Annotated in this window: 17 protein-coding genes and 2 tRNA genes; 4 read left to right on the top strand and 15 right to left on the bottom strand. The window is 29.4% G+C overall.

The features are described from left to right. Positions 1-10: 10 nt before the first annotated feature. From L8X97_RS03755 to L8X97_RS03730, 6 genes are all read right to left on the bottom strand, one after another. The gene (locus tag L8X97_RS03755; protein WP_133319172.1) at positions 11-265 is read right to left on the bottom strand and encodes a zf-TFIIB domain-containing protein; all 255 of its coding nucleotides are present in this window, start codon (positions 263-265) and stop codon (positions 11-13) included. 49 nt (positions 266-314) lie between these two features. Further along, a complete protein-coding gene (gene ung, locus L8X97_RS03750) occupies positions 315-1004 on the bottom strand; it encodes a uracil-DNA glycosylase (protein WP_263662667.1) in 690 nt (229 codons plus the stop codon). A gap of 8 nt (positions 1005-1012) precedes the next feature. Next, entirely contained in the window at positions 1013-2320 is a 1308-nt protein-coding gene (locus L8X97_RS03745) for a sensor histidine kinase (RefSeq protein WP_263662666.1), read from the bottom strand. Next, on the bottom strand, positions 2310-2996 hold the full coding sequence (locus tag L8X97_RS03740; RefSeq protein ID WP_263661454.1) for a response regulator transcription factor: 687 nt from the start codon (positions 2994-2996) through the stop codon (positions 2310-2312). Before L8X97_RS03740 ends, L8X97_RS03745 begins: the two co-directional genes overlap by 11 nt. Position 2997: 1 nt before the next feature. Then, positions 2998-3423 (bottom strand): DUF1104 domain-containing protein, encoded by a 426-nt coding sequence (locus L8X97_RS03735; protein WP_133319176.1) that lies wholly within the window; start codon positions 3421-3423, stop codon positions 2998-3000. Positions 3424-3485: 62 nt separating this feature from the next. Further along, positions 3486-4238 (bottom strand): SIMPL domain-containing protein, encoded by a 753-nt coding sequence (locus tag L8X97_RS03730; RefSeq protein ID WP_263660360.1) that lies wholly within the window; start codon positions 4236-4238, stop codon positions 3486-3488. Between the two features lie 89 nt (positions 4239-4327). Here L8X97_RS03730 and mutY point away from each other — a divergent pair, with 89 nt between their 5' ends. After that, positions 4328-5356: an A/G-specific adenine glycosylase gene (mutY, locus tag L8X97_RS03725; RefSeq protein ID WP_263661456.1), complete on the top strand. Its 1029-nt coding sequence runs from the start codon at positions 4328-4330 to the stop codon at positions 5354-5356. Beyond that, a complete protein-coding gene (locus L8X97_RS03720; protein WP_263662665.1) occupies positions 5346-6197 on the top strand; it encodes a radical SAM/SPASM domain-containing protein in 852 nt (283 codons plus the stop codon). The genes mutY and L8X97_RS03720 overlap by 11 nt, the downstream gene beginning before the upstream one ends. Here the strand turns inward: L8X97_RS03720 and L8X97_RS03715 are convergent. Genes L8X97_RS03715 through L8X97_RS03700 form a run of 4 tightly spaced genes read right to left on the bottom strand, consistent with a single transcriptional unit; the run spans position 6187 to position 9711 of the window. Further along, entirely contained in the window at positions 6187-6864 is a 678-nt protein-coding gene (locus tag L8X97_RS03715) for a class I SAM-dependent methyltransferase (RefSeq protein ID WP_263662664.1), read from the bottom strand. The genes L8X97_RS03720 and L8X97_RS03715 overlap by 11 nt on opposite strands. Before the next feature lies 1 nt (position 6865). Beyond that, complete coding sequence (locus L8X97_RS03710) at positions 6866-7741, bottom strand: CsgG/HfaB family protein (protein ID WP_259443361.1); 876 nt, start codon at positions 7739-7741, stop codon at positions 6866-6868. Further along, positions 7735-8355, bottom strand: a complete 621-nt coding sequence (gene lpoB / locus L8X97_RS03705) for a penicillin-binding protein activator LpoB (protein ID WP_263661460.1) — start codon at positions 8353-8355, stop codon at positions 7735-7737. Before lpoB ends, L8X97_RS03710 begins: the two co-directional genes overlap by 7 nt. Before the next feature lie 9 nt (positions 8356-8364). Next, the gene (locus L8X97_RS03700) at positions 8365-9711 is read right to left on the bottom strand and encodes a hypothetical protein (RefSeq protein ID WP_263662663.1); all 1347 of its coding nucleotides are present in this window, start codon (positions 9709-9711) and stop codon (positions 8365-8367) included. Between the two features lie 53 nt (positions 9712-9764). On the opposite strand from L8X97_RS03700, the gene L8X97_RS03695 reads away from it, so the two are divergent. After that, positions 9765-9852, top strand: a tRNA-Ser gene (locus L8X97_RS03695). Here the strand turns inward: L8X97_RS03695 and L8X97_RS03690 are convergent. Then, positions 9853-10503, bottom strand: a complete 651-nt coding sequence (locus L8X97_RS03690; protein WP_220567041.1) for a putative metalloprotease CJM1_0395 family protein — start codon at positions 10501-10503, stop codon at positions 9853-9855. A 126-nt stretch (positions 10504-10629) separates the two neighbouring features. On the opposite strand from L8X97_RS03690, the gene L8X97_RS03685 reads away from it, so the two are divergent. After that, a tRNA-Met gene (locus L8X97_RS03685) sits at positions 10630-10706 on the top strand. Between the two features lie 237 nt (positions 10707-10943). Here the strand turns inward: L8X97_RS03685 and L8X97_RS03680 are convergent. The 4 genes from L8X97_RS03680 to L8X97_RS03665 all read right to left on the bottom strand — a co-directional run bounded on the left by L8X97_RS03680 (position 10944) and on the right by L8X97_RS03665 (position 15784). Beyond that, entirely contained in the window at positions 10944-11585 is a 642-nt protein-coding gene (locus tag L8X97_RS03680) for a potassium channel family protein (RefSeq protein WP_133319183.1), read from the bottom strand. Further along, complete coding sequence (locus L8X97_RS03675; RefSeq protein WP_263660354.1) at positions 11582-12925, bottom strand: TrkH family potassium uptake protein; 1344 nt, start codon at positions 12923-12925, stop codon at positions 11582-11584. Before L8X97_RS03675 ends, L8X97_RS03680 begins: the two co-directional genes overlap by 4 nt. Before the next feature lie 93 nt (positions 12926-13018). Beyond that, positions 13019-14353 carry an anaerobic C4-dicarboxylate transporter gene (locus tag L8X97_RS03670; RefSeq protein ID WP_133319185.1) on the bottom strand — a complete coding sequence of 445 codons (1335 nt, stop codon included), beginning with the start codon at positions 14351-14353 and terminating at the stop codon, positions 13019-13021. An 18-nt stretch (positions 14354-14371) separates the two neighbouring features. Continuing rightward, on the bottom strand, positions 14372-15784 hold the full coding sequence (locus tag L8X97_RS03665) for an aspartate ammonia-lyase (protein ID WP_263661463.1): 1413 nt from the start codon (positions 15782-15784) through the stop codon (positions 14372-14374). Positions 15785-16147 lie beyond the last annotated feature (363 nt).

Raw genomic sequence — 16147 nt, 5'->3', positions numbered from 1 at the left:
GCCTTTGGGCTTAAAAGTCAAATAATTCCCCAAGCCAACTTTCTTTTTTCTTGTATTTATAGCCGTTATTATGATGGTAGTTTGCTTGTTGGTTATAATTTTGTTGTTGAGGTTGTTGCGTACTTTGAGAAGAATTTCTTTCTATGATTTTATCAAGCTCACCACGATCAAGCCAAACACCACGGCATTTTGGACAATAATCAATTTCAACTCCATTTCTTTCGCTCATCAATAAGTCAGTATTTACACAAACTGGACAAGTCATTGTATTCCTTTTTTTGAAAATTTTTGAAAGTATATAAGTTTTAAGTAAATTAAGGGTTTAAATTCCAATCAATAAGACTTTTACCAAGTTTTGATAAAATTTCATTACTTTTTGAAAAATGCTTGCAACCTAAAAAAGCATTTCTCGCTAAAGGCGAAGGATGTGCTGCTTCTAGGATAAAGTGTTTTTGAGGGTTGATTAAATTTTTTTTATTTTTAGCATAATTTCCCCAAAGTAAAAATATCAATCCTTCTTTTTCATTGCTAAGTTTTGATATAACCGCATCGGTAAATTTTTGCCAACCAAAATGTGCATGTGAAGCAGGTTTATTTGCTTCTACACTTAAAATAGAATTTAAAAGTAAAATTCCTTGTTTAGCCCATTTACTTAAATCACCATGTTTTGCTATAGGGATGTTTAAATCATCTTGCAATTCTTTATAGATATTAAGCAAAGATGGGGGAATTTTAACACCTATTGGCACGCTAAAGCTCAAACCCATGGCTTGATGAGGGTTGTGGTAAGGATCTTGTCCTAAAAGTATGATTTTTAAATTTTGTAAAGGGGTTAGATTAAAAGCATTAAAGATTAAATTCGCGGGTGGATATATAGTTTTTCTTTCATTTAAAGCATTGATATAATGAGTTTTTATTTCTAAAAAATAAGGCTTTAAAAACTCTTCTTTTAAAAATTCTTTCCAAGCGTTATCTATTTTAATTTTTTCTAAGCAAATTTCCATTTTTATCCCTACCAAGAAAGTATAAATTCACTTCCTTTATCTTTTTTACTCAAAACTTTTATGTTGATATTGTTTTTATCGGCTATTTGTTTGACTAAATTTAAGCCTATGCCAAAACCACCTTGGTCTTGATTAAAGCGTTTGTAGCGTGTAAAAATTTGAGTAATTTCTTTAGCGCTCATACCTTGACCTTCATCTTTAATACTAAGTGTTTTTTCTTTTAAACAAATAAAGATTTTTTTATTAGTATTGGTGTATTTTATGGCATTGCTTAAAAGATTGTCAAGTAAAATTTGCATTTCTTCTTTATTTGCATAGAAATTTTGCTCTAAAAGCTCTTTTTCAATGATGAGATTTTTTTGAGAGATTAAAGTGTCAAAATATTCTAATCTTTGCTCTAAAAGTTCTTTTAAATTTATATCTTCTTTTGTATTTTCTTTTTGTAAGAAAAAATTTAAGGCTATGAGGTTTTGATAGATATGATTTAAATTTTTACTTGCTAGTTTGATATGAATTAGTTTTTTAGTGTTATTTGGATTTAAATTTGTATCATCAAATTTTTTAATACTAGCTAAAATCACGCTCAAAGGTGTGTTAATTTCATGCGTGGTATCTTTAATAAAATCATTGAGTGTTTTAAATTGTTCTTTGATGTTTTTAAAAACAAGCAAGATGAGTATATAAGCAATTATAGCAAGTAGTAAAATACATATAAGTGTATAAAAAATAGTTTTTAATTTTAGTTTCCAAAGTTCATTAGCATAATCGTTAATATCTAAATTATTGTAGTTATCTTTGCGGTATTGTTCTTTTTTAAAGCCAAGATCTTCTGTTTCTATAATGATATGGATATTTTTATGTCTCAAAAAATGAGAATGGTGTTTTGGCTTTCTTAAATTACTCGTATCTATATAAGTATTAAGATTTCTAATCCTTGAAAAATCTATGAATAATCTTTTGTTTTCGTTGTAAATAAAGTTGTTTTCTTTAAGCTGTGTTAATATTTTTAAAGCATCAAAAGTTAAATTACTAAAAATGATTTGATTGTTTGCAACAATAGCAAATTGAATATTTATTTTTTTAGAAATATAAGAAAAATCATCTTTGTTTAATAAATTTTTATCGTGTCTTGCTTCAATGATATTTTGTAAAATATAATTATAGTGAGTGTATGAGTGTGTGATTTGATTTAATCGTATATAATTTGCTTCTTTTTGATAAAAAGTAATAAAAAAAATCGTTAAAAATATGCCACTTGTGATGATATAAAGAGCTAGGATTTTAAAAATGGTATTATTAAAGTTTTCACTTTTCATTTTCTAGCCTAATGGCATAGCCTATATTTCTTTGATTGATGATAAGGTCTTTACCAAGAATTTTTCTTAAATTTTTGATATACACTCTAAGGCTCATAATCACAGGCTCTTCATCTAAACTCCAAATTTCGTCAAAAATAGTTTCTATATTTACAAAATGAGGGCGTTTTTTTAAAAGTAAAGCTAGGAGTTCTTTTTCTTTATTAGTTAGGTTGATAATTTCTTCATTTTGATAAAGGGTTTTATTGATAGGATCAAAAGAAATATTTTTTGAAGAGCTAAGTAAGATTAAGTCTTCTTTTTGATGACTAAAATTTCTTTTAATGATATTTTTTACACGGATAATTAACTCATCAACATCAAAAGGCTTTTTAATATAATCATCACAACCTGATAAAAATCCTTGTTTTACATCATCAAGCATGGATAAAGAAGTTAAAAATATAGCAGGAGTGTTTTTAGCACTTTCTCTTAATTCCTTTAATACTTCAAAACCATTGCCTTTTGGAACTTTAACATCAAAAATCCAAAGATCAAAATTTTCTTCATAAGCTTTTTCTAGTGCCTCTTGTGCATCATATACACAAGAGACTTTAAAACCTTCATCGCTTAAGGCTTCATTGATGATTTCATTTAAGCTTAAATCATCTTCTAAGAGTAGAATTTTTGCTGCCATTTTATCTCATTGAGCAATTTCCATGATTTGCACCATGCCCTTGATGATTCATTTTATGGGTTTTGTGTTCATTTTTGTTATAATGATGTAAATTTAAATCTCGTATTTCTTTGCCACTCATTTCATCGGTTAGTTTTTGCATATCTTCTTGAACGATAGCCTTTCTTTGACTTCTTTCTTGAGGAGAAAGTTTAGAGATGTTTTCGCGTAAGTTACTTTTAAATTGTTGATGAAAAACTTTTGCGTCTTTGTATTTCATCTCATTCATTCTCTTTTTCATTTCTATAATTAAGTCAGCTTGATCTTGTGCTTTTACGCTTTTTGCAAGATTTAAAATTTCATCATTGCTTTTTTTGGAAAAATCAGCACTAAATGCCAAAGAGGCTGCTAAAGAACCCATAATAAATAAACCTATAATTTTTTTCATTTTTTCTCCTTTAAATTAATGATGAGAAATTATAAAAACCCAAGATAAAGCCAAAATAAAATTTATTGACAAACAAAAAGCACATTAGCTTTTAAGCTTTGCTTTTCATTTTTAATAACAGGAAGCACTACACTATCTGCACTAGCTGCTAAACTTGGAGAATTGTATTTGATATTACAACTATCAAAATGAACATTTTTTACTATGCAAGTTTTTGTTAAAGTTTTAGAATAATATTGAGCTTTTTCAAAAGCTTTTTTAAGCGCAAGATCGTATAAATCTTCTTTGTTTGCTTCTAAGGTTGCTTCGTCAAATCCTGCTTGCAAGGCTTTAGTATTAAAAGAAATTAAAGTATTAGTATTGCTGATATTTTCTATATCTTTTATAAGATTTTCATAGTCTTTATTTTTATTTTGTGGGATTTGACAAGTGAAATTAGAATACAATCTATACCCATTAAGTGTTTTTACTCCTTGATAATAATTATAACTTGGCTCTAAAGTATAACTTCCACCTTTACAATAGTCTTCTTTGGCAATACGATCTGAAATTTCTTTGAAAGTTTTAGCAATATGATTTTTTTCATCACTAGAGATGATAGTTTTTTTACTAAGTTCTTCGCTCGCGCTAAAATTTAAAACAGCATTAAAAACATTTGGCATGATTTCATTTGATACTTCTATATTTCTTGAAAATTCTACATTTTGTTTATTATGATTTTTTAAACCTAAAAATTCAGTATTAAAAACTACTCCTAGTACAAACAATACTAAACAAAGTAATCCTAATCCTAAACCTTTTAAAAAACTTTTCATTTTTACTCCTTTTTAAAAATATTTTTTTAATTTTAACATAAAGCTTTTAAGAATAGATTGTATAATTTTTAAAAACAAAGAAAGTTTTAATGCGAAAAATTCATGAAAGTATTTTAAAATGGTATAACGAGAATGGTAGAAAAAACCTTCCTTGGCGTATTTTGCATAAAGAATATAGAAAATATGGTAGCGAGGATGATTTAAAAAAGCTAAAAAATATTGACAATGCTTATGCTGTTTATATTAGCGAGATTATGTTACAACAAACTCAAGTAAAGAGTGTTTTGCAAAATTATTATTTTCAGTTTTTAGCTAAATTTCCTTCTTTAAAAGCGCTTTCTATGGCAAGCGAAGATGAGGTTTTAAAAGCTTGGCAAGGACTTGGGTATTATACTAGAGCTAGGAATATACATAAATGTGCAAAAATTTGTGTGCAAGAATTTAATGCAAAATTACCATTTGACATAAAAGAGCTTCAAAAACTTCCTGGTATTGGAGAATATACAGCTGGTGCTATAGCTTGTTTTGGTTTTTTACAAGCTAAAGCTTTTGTGGATGCAAATATTAAAAGAGTTTTGAGTAGATTTTATAGTTTGCAAAATCCAAACTCTAAACTTTTAACGCAAAAAGCAAAAGAGTTTTTAAACTATGATAATGCATTTGATCATAATCAAGCTTTGTTGGATATAGGGGCTTTGATTTGTTTACCTAAAAATGCAAAATGCAAGCTTTGCCCCATAGAGAGTTTTTGTAGTGGAAAAAATGAATATGAAAAATTTCATGTATCTAAAAAAACTCAATATGAAAATATTATTTTAAATATACTCATAGTGCAAAAAAATGAGCAGTTTTTGCTTATCAAAAGTAAAGAAAAGCTATATTTTAATATGTATAATTTTTTAGAATACAATAAAGAAAAAAATGCAAAATTTATAGGTGAATTTAAACACTCTTACACCAAATATAAAATTAATGCCAAGGTGTATTTTTTAAAAGATGATGATTTTGAAGATTTCAAAGCAAAAGCATTTTCTTATAAAGAATTAGAACATCTTGCACTTTCAAAACTTGCCTTAAAAGCGTTTGAGCTTTTTAAAAAGAGTGATTATGCATTTTGAGAAAATTTATATAGAATTAAGTGATATTTGTGGATTAAAATGTGATTTTTGTCCTAGTCAAAAAGCGCAAAGAAAACAAATGAGCCTTGAAAATTTTGAAAAAATTTGCAAAAGTGTGCATAGTCATGCCAAGCTTTTTACTTTTCATGTGCTTGGAGATCCTTTAAGGGTTTTAAATTTAAAAGAGTATCTAAAAATAGCTTTTAAATTTAATATGCAAATAGAACTTACTACAAGTGGGTTTTATTTTGATGATGAGAAAATAAAACTTGTTTTAGATTCTAAAAACATACGACAAATCAATATTTCTTTGGGTGCTTTTTTATCTCAAAGTAGAATGAGTTTAAAAGAATACTTTGAGCCTGTTTTAAAACTTATTTTTTTGCACTTGGAAAATAAAAACAATTCTTTTATCAATTTAAGACTTTGGAATTTAGATAAAAATTTCAACCCACCTTTAGAAAATGAGAAAATTTATGATTTTTTAGAGCAAAATTTTAAAGTAAAAATTCAAAAGCAAAAAGTTAAAAATCGCCTAGAAAGGCATGTTATATTACACCAAGCTAAGCTTTTTAAATGGCCTTCTTTGAAAGATGAGGTTATTAGGGAGAATGGGTATTGTCATGCTTTAAATGGACAAATTGCTATTTTAAGCGATGGAACTTTAGTGCCTTGTTGTTTGGATACTAAAGGGGATATAAAACTTGGAAATTGTTTTGAAAAAGATTTTAGCGAGCTTTTAAATTCGTCTTTATATATAGAATTAAAAGAAGGCTTTAAGCAAGGAATTTTAAAAGCTGATCTTTGCAAAAGATGTGAGTTTTTGCAATTTAAAAACTGATTTTCCTTGCTCGGACAATTATGATTTCAGGAAATTCTTCATCTAAAAAAGGTTCTTCAAAAAATCCATCTATGATAAAACCATTTTTAAAACAAGTGTTGAAAATTTCTTCCAAAGAACGGTGGTAGTAGTGATGTTTTACAGGTTGTTTTTCAAATGCATACCCAAGATAATTATGCGGACTAAGATATTTTTTAGTTAATGTTACAAAACAAGGATGTTGAGTAGCAAAAACAAAAATTCCATTTTCTTTTAGTAGAAAATAAAGACTTTTAAATAAGGGCTGGATATTTTCCATATCCATGATAGCCATATTTGAAACAGCTTTGCTAAAGGTGTGTTTTTTAGCTAAATTTTGCAAAGTCAATTCATCGTTAGCGTCTATGGTTTGAAAATGAATTTTGTGTAAAAAATTTTTCCATCTTTGTTTTGCTAATTTTATCATTTGATCACTATAATCAAATGCATAAACATTTATATTATATTTTTTACACATATAAGCGGAAAAATTTCCATTTCCACAAGCAATATCTAGAATATAATCATCATCTTGTATGTTTAACAATTCTTCAACTTTAGGACGCACAACTTTTTTATGAAATTCATTAGAATCATCTCCCATTTGTATATCCCAAAATTTTGCATTAATATCCCATGCTTTTTGCATTTTAAAAACCTAAATTAACTCCACCTTCATTGTTGATTTGATAGTTTGCGTCTAAACCATGTTCTATTTCTTCTTCTTTGTCATTGTCTTTAGAATGTTTAAAAATATCTTCGGTAATTTTTGTAGCTATACCTCTAAGGGCTTTTTGTTTGCTTGATTTACTTGTAGAACTCATTTTAAATTCTAGGGTATTGGAAGCTTTGATTTGAGTTGTAGCAAATTCTATCAAACGATAATCAATGTTAATATTATAAGTTTGAGTGTTAATTTCATTTTGTGTTTGTGTTATTTTAGGATTTAAAATAAGTAAAAAATCAGCCCCTAAAACATTATAAAGCTTAACAAGTTCATCATCGCTTGCATTTTTTATAAGTAAAGATTTTTCTTGATTATAAAGATCAAGATTTGCTCTATCTAAAATTCTAAATTTTTTACTTTGGAGCAAAACGCTTAAAAGCTCTTGTTCAAATTTAGCCGAAAGTTCATCTTTAACTTTATTGATGATAATTAGCGAACTTTTATCTTCAAGATTTTTTTCACTATAAAGTTTTTTGTAAATCACAACTTTTGCATGGAATTCATTTTGATTTGTTTGAGTTAAAGATTTAATATCATAGCTATTAAAAACTCCATTGCTAACTAAGTCTATTTCTTCATCATAGCCTATATTGAAATTTCCATTAAAGCTAAATTCGAATTTTTTAAGCTTAACTTGTTTTAAGCCCTCCATTTTCCCAAGAGCTTCATTGATAGCATTTTTTATTGCTTCACTTCTTGTATTTCCAAAACCCTCACCATAACTTTCTTTGTTTAAAGCGCTTTGTGCTTGACAAAAACAAACAAGAGCAAAAAAAAGAATTAGTAGTTTTTTTACCATGTTACACTCTTGCTTTTACCTGTTTTATCAATAGTTTTTTCATCTTCCCAAAAAGCTAAACCGCTAGTTAAATCTGTAAGAATTAAATGGAAAAAATATTCAGTTTGGATTTTGCCATTATAAAGTTTAACGGTATCTTGTCTGATTTTACCAGAAAGTGAGAAATTTGGGGCCAAAAGTGTGCCTTTTTTGGCTATGGAATTTTGATTAAATTCTTCATTGTCTCTTAAATCTCTTACATCATGAGATAAACTATCTTTTGCTCCACCTGCTGCTACAGCGGTTGTTAGTATAAATTTACCAGATTTTCTTAATGCTATGGTAATTTTCGAAGTGAGTTTATCTGTGTCTATTCTTTGCGGGGTGTCATTGATGATTTTTCCTATGGCAATAACTTTTCTATTAGAGCTATTTAAATTTGCAAAAGCAGGATCACTAAGCAAGCTTTGTATCATACCTTCAGCAGTTTTTTCAAAATCTTCTCTATCAAGTCCTAAAGTAAGTGCGTTTCCTTGAACTTTTTGCGAAGCTTTACCATCAGTATATTTTGGTTGTGAAGAACAAGCGCTGAAAATCAAAAGCGCAAAAACCATAAAAAATAAACTTTTTTTCATTTTATCTCCTTATTTTTCTTTAATTTTGTAAATAATATTTGAATTTGGCACAAAAGATCTTATAAGCACAATATAATTTTTATCTTTTTCCAGCTCATCTTCAAAGATTATTTTTTCTTTATCATTATAAATTTTAACTAAACCTTCATTTTTTAGCATTAAAATACTAGCACTTTTTGGTAAAGCTTGCCACATTCTAAGATCTGCTTTATTGATTAAAGCAGTGCTAACAGTGCTAATAAATGATAAAAAGCCACTAGAATCATTATTAGCTATGGCTAAATTAATTGAAGTTTTAAGAGCGCTTGAGGCTAGGGTTTTCATCACCATAGAGGGTAAAAGAGTTTTAAATTCACTTGCTATAATATCATCAAAATAAATTAGATTTTGTGTTTTTTCATCTTGACTTTGCAAGAATTTATAAGAAGCATTTCTTGATTTTAAATAAGCAAAAGCTACACTAATATTTGCAAGATTATCATTAAAAACAAATGGCAGGGTAAGATCAAATTCTTCTTTTGTAGCACTAAAACCATCTTCATAAATGATAAAAATATATTTTTGTTGAGGGAAGGATGTTTTTAAATGAGTGAATTTTTCAAATACTTGAAATTGTTTTTGAAGTTGTTTGTTTTTTACATCGCTTAATGCTACTTCTTTTAAAAGATCATAAGCTTTAATATAATCTTTATCAAAAAAGAAAAATAAAGCACTAAGATAACTAGCATAGATATTAGTATAATTTTTATTTGCGTTAAATGTGCTAAGAAGATTATCATATTGTTTATAGATAGGGCTTAAATTTTGCTGAAAACTCGCATATGTTTTTTTATCTTTTTGAAGTTCTTTTTGGTATTCTTCTTGAACTTTTTGTATATAATCATAAAAATATTCTTTCATTCTATCTTGTCTGTATAAAGCTCTGTTAAACTCTACTCTTGCATTTTTAAAATCTCCCAAGCTCATATAATTTAAACCTTTGTAGGTATTTAGCATAATCCTTTCATAAAAATAACCTTGATAATCATTGATGGTGTCATTAAGTAAAATTTCGCTAAAATTTCTTGCGGCTTTTTGAAGCCCGTTTTGTAAATCTACATCATATTTGTAAGCCTCTTCTGCTTTATCAAAAAAAGCATTACTTTTTTCATAATCTTTACAAACTCTTGCTAAAGAGGCTAAATTTAACCCTGTGTATATAGTGTCTTTGTCTGCATTTTTTAAAGTTAAAGTATTTTCATCACATTGTTTGTTTATAAAGGCTTTTTCATAAGATAAATTAACATTAGCATGATTTGAACAAGCACTTAAAAAAAGTAAAATAAAAAGATAAAAACAAGAGTAATAAAGCTTCATAATATCCCTTTTTTAGTATAAATTTAAAAAAATAAGTTATAATTTTCATTTTTAGAGAGGTGTCCGAGTGGTCGAAGGAGCACGCCTGGAACGCGTGTGTGGGGCAACTCACCGAGGGTTCGAATCCCTTCCTCTCTGCCACTATGCACTTTTGTTATACTGACTTCCTATGTAATCTTGTGATGAATTTTGTGTGTATGATTTTATGGCTTTAGAATTTGGATTTGCTTTTTTATCGTCTTCGTCTTTATTTTTATCGTTTTGAGCTTTTGATTCTTCTGCTTTTATTTTAGCTTGCTCGGTGCGCGCATCATTTTGCATTTGCATAGCATTAGCTGCTACTTTATAATCTTGGGGACTAGGATCAGCTGGTGCCATAGCTGCAGCAATTACTTGCATAGCATTGGCTATAGTTTCTTCAGGAGTATTGCCTTTTTGCATTCTTATAGGCACTTCTCCTTCAACTGCATACATTTTATTATCAGGACCTCTTGTATAGCCAAAACTTGCAGCTCCTGCTAAGGCTCCACCTGCTGCTTGGTGGGCTGCTTCATGAGCCCTTACTTCTCTGTCGATTTTTTCAAGCTCTCGTACCTGTTTTACTTCTTCACTACTTAAGTCTTTACCATTAACTTTTTGAGTTTTTTCATCTTTTTCTTGATCGTTTTTATTTTCTTTTGTTTGCTGTGGGTTTTCTTTTTCAGAGATATTTTCTTTTGTTTGTTCTTTGTCTTTGTTTTGATAAGGATTTTGCGTATAAAAGGCACCGCCATAACTTGAGCTAATTTGCATTAAAATCCTTTTTAAATATAATTTCATATTTTTAGCACAAAAAAGTTAAAAAATATATAAAATTTATAAAATAAGTATTTTATAAAATGTTAAGCAAAATAAAGTATAATTTTAACTTCTTTTTATGTCAGGGTAGCTCAGCTGGCTAGAGCGCTGGTCTCATAAGCCGGAGGTCGGGAGTTCAAGTCTCCCCCTTGACACCACTTAAAATATCTCTTTAATGTTATATTTATTTTTTATATTTTGTAAATTAGCTTTCAAGAATGCTTATAAGTATAGTTTTTTGATTATATTTAATTTATTGTAATGTCCTTATTTTACAAGGACATTAAAAATTTAGTGACCTAGAATATGGATCGGGTCTGTGTAGCCGTGCGTTAGAATTTCTTTTCTAGATTTATCATATTGATAGTGCAAAGTAAAAGTAGCATTTAAAATCTTCAATAATCATATTGATTAAGTTCTTCTTGAGTGCCAAGTAGCATTAATATATCGTTTAAATAAGCGGTATTTTCTAGATTTGGCATAATGCTCCAAGTATCATGTTGTTTGTGTGCAATGACTTTTAAATTTTGTCCAATGGATTGCAAAGTTTTCCCCGCTAAATTCTCATCGATTAAAAGTTTTGCTACCTTTATGGTGTTGGCTGAAAGATCTATGATTTCAAAATTTGGATTAGTGATAAGAATTTTAGCCAAACGCTTTGCAGATTCTTTTTCAGGATAGATGACTTTATTAACTCCAAGTTTTGAAAGAATTTGTCCATGTGTAGAAGAATTTGCTTTAGCTATGATATTTTTTACCCCTATTTCTTTTAAGGCCATGAAGGTAAGTATGCTTGATTCTAGATTTTCACCTATACTAAGTATGACAACATCAGCATTTGAATAGCCCGCTTCTTTCAAAGCTATAGTGTGAGTAGAATCTAAGATATAAGCAAAATCTGCATGATCTTGCAACTCTTTAACAGCTTCTTCATCAATATCTGAAACAATAACTCTTTTGCCTTGGTCAATAAGTTCTTTTGCTAAAACAGAGCCAAATCTTCCAAGTCCTATAATACCATAAGTTTCTTTTTTCATAGTATGATTTTTCCTTTTGGGTAATTTAAATATTTTTCTTTTTCTTTAAAAAATATACTAAATAAAAACGCAAGCACACCCACTCTACCGCTAAGCATTAGTAAAATAACAATAAGTTTGCTTTCGGAGCTAAAAAGCGCACTAAGTGATAAGGTCCCACCATCGCCAACTGAAACACCTACTGTGGCAAATGCTGAACTTGTTTCAAAAAGCAAAGGTAAAAAACTTTTATCATCTTCAATCAAAGATAAAAGTAACACGCAGGTAATAATATAAACAATTGAACTTACTGCTATAATGAAAGCTTTATTAATAGTTTCGCTTGGAATTTCAAAGTTAAAAATTCTTGTATTACTATCTTTGATACTCCAATATGCATAAATTAATAGTACTGCAATAGTAGTTACTTTAATGCCCCCTGCAGTTCCACCTGGTGCACCACCTACAATCATAAACAAAGATCCAAAAAATAAGCTTGCATCCTTAAAGGTGCTAAGATCAAGAGTATTAAATCCTGCAGTTCGGTAATTTACCGCTGTAAAATATGCACTCATAATTTTATCAAAAAGAGAAAATTCTCCTATGCTTTTTGGGTTATGATATTCAAATAAAAACACAATCAAACTTGCAAAAATGATTAGTATAATAGTGGAAATTAAAACAAGCTTTGTATGCAGACTTAGACTAGCAAAGCGTTTTTTTGAAAAAAAGTATAATTCTAGCAATACAAAATAGCCCAAACCGCCAATAATAATCAAAGAGGTAATGATAAAGTTAATCCAAAAATCATCCCTATAAGGCATTAAGCCACTTTCAAATATGCTAAAACCTGCATTATTAAAAGCAGAAATGGAGTGAAAAATACTAGCCCATAGAGCATCAGTTAAATTCATATCTAATTTAAATCTTAAAAATAATAAAACAGCACCAACAATTTCAATAGCAAATACAAAAAATAAAACCTTTTTCAAAAATCCTACAAGCCCATCAGCACCAGGATAAATTAAGGATTCTCTTAAAAGATTTTTTTCCCCAAAACTCATCTTTTTCCGTACTAAAATATATAAAGCCATGGCTATACTCATATAACCTAAACCACCTATTTGGATAAGTAGTAAAATAACAAGCTGTCCATAAAAACTAAAATCTAATGAAGTATTTAGCACAATGAGTCCTGTCATACTTACAGCTGAAGCACTAGTAAAAAATGCATCTAAAAAAGATATTGGTTTAGTGTGCATAATGGGTAGCATAAGGATGAAAGTGCCAAAAAGAGCTATAAGTATATAACCTATAAATAAGATTCTTATATTATTTCTATCTAAAGATAATTTTGCCATTTTATTTCTTTAAAAATTAAAAAAATATTCTACTTAAAATTAGTTAATAAGTAAAAGAAGAAAACTTTCCGCTAAAAGCGGAAAGTAAGAGCATTAAAGCATTCCTACTGCTAAAAATCCTAATGAAACAGCAATAGCAATAGCTAATACACCCGGAATAAAGAATGCGTGATTAAATATGAATTTTCCAATTCTTGTTGTACCTGTATCATCCATTTGAACTGCACCTAATAAAGTAGGATAGGTTGGAAGTACAAAAAGTGCTGAAACAGCAGCAAAACAAGCAACTAGCATATAAGAATCTGCAGGATTTGTAGCTGAAATTCCTAATGCAGCAACGATAACTGGGACAATAGCTTTTGCAGTAGCTGCTTGAGAGTATAAAAGCATACTAGCAAAGAAGAAAGCAACTGCAAGCATAGCAGGAGTTTGTTTAACCCATTCACCCGCTACTTCTTTAATACCTGCTTCATGGCCTGCAACGAAAGTATTTCCAAGCCAAGCAACACCAAATACACATACACAAGCTGTCATACCTGATTTAAATACACTTGTATCTAAAATTTTTGCAGGTTCAACTTTACATAAGAATGTAATTAAAGTTGCAGCAGTTAATAAAAAGCTCATAATTGCAGCATCTCTTGGGATAACTACAGGATCAATCCATTTAATATTATTAGAAATTGCAGTAGCATAAAGAACAACTGCTAATACCGTAAATAAAAATATAGCAACTGAAAGTTTTGCACCCGGTTTATCTTCACTATGTAAAACATCTGAAGCACTTTTTACAAGACCAGCTTTTAAGCGTTCTTGATATACAGGGTCTTTGCTAAGATCCATTGGAGTAATTAAACTTACAATAAAAGCTGTAATCATACAAGCAGCAAAAGTAGTTACAATCCAAATTCCAATTAATGCAGGATAGTTCCAGCCAAGTGGCTCTAATACACCAGTCATATAAACAACAGCAGCACTAACTGGAGAAGCTGTAATACCAATTTGTGAAGCAACAACCATTAATGAAAGTGGAGCTGATGGCTTAATATTTTGAGATTTTGCAACATCAATAACAACAGGCATTAATGAAAATACTGCATTACCGGTACCTGCTAAAATAGTAAGTAACCAACCGCAAGCTGGTGCAAGATAATTAATGAATTTTGGGTGTTTACGCAAAATTCTTTCAGTAACTTTTACCATGTAGTCTAAGCCACCTGCTTGTTGCATTGCAGAAATCGCAGCAATAGCAGCAGCGATGATTAAAATAACATCCCAAGGAATATTACCTGGCTTCATGCCTAAAACAAGACCTAAAATAACAACACCCAAACCTCCGGCATAGCCTATTGCTATGCCTCCAAGGCGGATACCTATGAATATTGCCCCAAGGAAGACAACAAGTTGTAAAATAATCATAATATCCATGATTAAACTCCTAAGTTATTAAGCTTTTCTTTTTTCTGTCATATGAGGATTTAACATATTTTCTGGTGTTAAAATCTCATCAATTTTTTCTTTTGGTAAATAGCCTCTTTCAAGACAAATATCACCTACTGCTTTTCCAGTTTCTAGAGCTTCTTTTGCAATACTTGCAGATTTTTCATAACCTAAAACAGGATTAAATGCAGTCACGATTCCGATTGAATTTAATACAAGTTTTTTGCAGTTTTCAGGATTTGCTTTTAATCCTTTAATAGCTTTTTCAGCTAAAGTTTTCATTGCATTTTCAAGCAATACGATCGAGTTAAATAACCCATAAGCAATGCCTGGCTCAAAAGCATTAAGTTCAAATTCACCTCTTTCAGAGCAAAGCATAATAGTAACATCATTACCTATAACTTCATAGCAAGCTTCGCCAACTGCTTCACAAATTACAGGGTTTACTTTACCTGGCATAATAGAACTACCTGGTTGCATAGCAGGTAAACTAATTTCAGCTAGACCGCATCTTGGACCTGAATTCATCAACCTTAAATCATTTGCGATTTTAGATAATCTTACAGCTGCAGTTTTTAATGCGCCACTTACATGTACAAAATCAGCTGTATCTTGAGTAGCTGCAATGAAGTCTTCAGCAGGTTTAAAATCAACACCAGTGATTTCTTTTAATTTTTTCTCAACCACAAATTTATAATCAGGGTGGCAGTTAATTCCTGTTCCAATAGCTGTAGCACCTAAATTTAAATAGCTCATTGACTCACGAGCTGCTGTGATCTTTTCAATATCACTTTTAATATAGCTAGCAAAAGCATTGAAAGTGTTTCCTAAGGTTGTAGGAACCGCATCTTCAAGTTCTGTTCTACCCATTTTGATGATATCTTTGTATTCTTTAGCTTTAGCTTCTAATTCAGCTTTTAAGCCTTCCATAGCTTTTAAAAGATCACTAAGTTTTGCATAGGTTGCTACTTTGATTGAGCTTGGATAGGTATCGTTTGTAGATTGACCTAAATTTGTATGATCATTTGGGTGAAGGTATTGATATTCTCCTTTTTTATGACCCATACTTTCAAGAGCAATATTTGTGATAACTTCGTTAGTGTTCATATTTGTGCTAGTACCAGCACCACCTTGGATCATATCCACAACAAATTGATCTAAAAATTCACCAGCAATCAATCTATCGCAAGCTTTAGCAATAGCATCAGCTTTATCTGCATCAAGAACTCCAACTTCTTTGTTAGCTAGAGCAGCTGCTTTTTTAACTTGAGCAAAAGCTTTTACAAAATAAGGATAATCTTGCAGTCTTCTACCACTCATATTGAAGTTTTCTAGTGCTCTAAAAGTTTGCACTCCATAATAAACTTCATCAGAAATTTCTAACTCACCAATAAAGTCGTGTTCTTTTCTTGTTCCCATGATGTACTCCTTGTGGGTTTTATTTAAGTTTCGTTTATGAACTTAATAGGTATTATATAACAATTTTTTATAAAAGTTTCATAAAATTTTCCAATTTTTTCTAATTTTAATAAAAATATATAAAATAATATAAAGTATTGATATTCATTTTCTAAATAGTGGATATTTTATGGATAATTTTATTTATAATGATATTAATTATATTTATTTTTTGTATATTTTTTTGAAGTATTTGTTGAAGTTATGATTGTAATGGGTATGATTTTTCAGATAATTTGATTATAAGCTATCATCTTAACACTTAAAACCTTATATCACCCAAACTAAACCCATTAAGGGTTTAGTTTAATTATTTAAAACTTC

The organism is Campylobacter sp. CNRCH_2013_0671h, from assembly GCF_025773055.1.
GTDB lineage: Bacteria > Campylobacterota > Campylobacteria > Campylobacterales > Campylobacteraceae > Campylobacter_D > Campylobacter_D lari_D.
This window is presented reverse-complemented; position numbering and strand designations above follow the sequence as displayed.

Coding starts and splice junctions, on each gene's coding strand:
- L8X97_RS03675 (WP_263660354.1), bottom strand. CDS start 12,925: ATGGCAAAATTATCTTTAGATAGAAATAATATAAGAATCTTATTTATA.
- L8X97_RS03730 (WP_263660360.1), bottom strand. CDS start 4,238: ATGAAAAGTTTTTTAAAAGGTTTAGGATTAGGATTACTTTGTTTAGTA.
- L8X97_RS03700 (WP_263662663.1), bottom strand. CDS start 9,711: ATGAAGCTTTATTACTCTTGTTTTTATCTTTTTATTTTACTTTTTTTA.
- L8X97_RS03745 (WP_263662666.1), bottom strand. CDS start 2,320: ATGAAAAGTGAAAACTTTAATAATACCATTTTTAAAATCCTAGCTCTT.
- lpoB (WP_263661460.1), bottom strand. CDS start 8,355: ATGAAAAAAAGTTTATTTTTTATGGTTTTTGCGCTTTTGATTTTCAGC.
- L8X97_RS03680 (WP_133319183.1), bottom strand. CDS start 11,585: ATGAAAAAAGAAACTTATGGTATTATAGGACTTGGAAGATTTGGCTCT.
- L8X97_RS03690 (WP_220567041.1), bottom strand. CDS start 10,503: ATGCAAATTAGCTCAAGTTATGGCGGTGCCTTTTATACGCAAAATCCT.
- L8X97_RS03670 (WP_133319185.1), bottom strand. CDS start 14,353: ATGGATATTATGATTATTTTACAACTTGTTGTCTTCCTTGGGGCAATA.
- L8X97_RS03720 (WP_263662665.1), top strand. CDS start 5,346: ATGCATTTTGAGAAAATTTATATAGAATTAAGTGATATTTGTGGATTA.
- mutY (WP_263661456.1), top strand. CDS start 4,328: ATGCGAAAAATTCATGAAAGTATTTTAAAATGGTATAACGAGAATGGT.
- L8X97_RS03755 (WP_133319172.1), bottom strand. CDS start 265: ATGACTTGTCCAGTTTGTGTAAATACTGACTTATTGATGAGCGAAAGA.
- ung (WP_263662667.1), bottom strand. CDS start 1,004: ATGGAAATTTGCTTAGAAAAAATTAAAATAGATAACGCTTGGAAAGAA.
- L8X97_RS03715 (WP_263662664.1), bottom strand. CDS start 6,864: ATGCAAAAAGCATGGGATATTAATGCAAAATTTTGGGATATACAAATG.
- L8X97_RS03735 (WP_133319176.1), bottom strand. CDS start 3,423: ATGAAAAAAATTATAGGTTTATTTATTATGGGTTCTTTAGCAGCCTCT.
- L8X97_RS03710 (WP_259443361.1), bottom strand. CDS start 7,741: ATGGTAAAAAAACTACTAATTCTTTTTTTTGCTCTTGTTTGTTTTTGT.
- L8X97_RS03740 (WP_263661454.1), bottom strand. CDS start 2,996: ATGGCAGCAAAAATTCTACTCTTAGAAGATGATTTAAGCTTAAATGAA.
- L8X97_RS03665 (WP_263661463.1), bottom strand. CDS start 15,784: ATGGGAACAAGAAAAGAACACGACTTTATTGGTGAGTTAGAAATTTCT.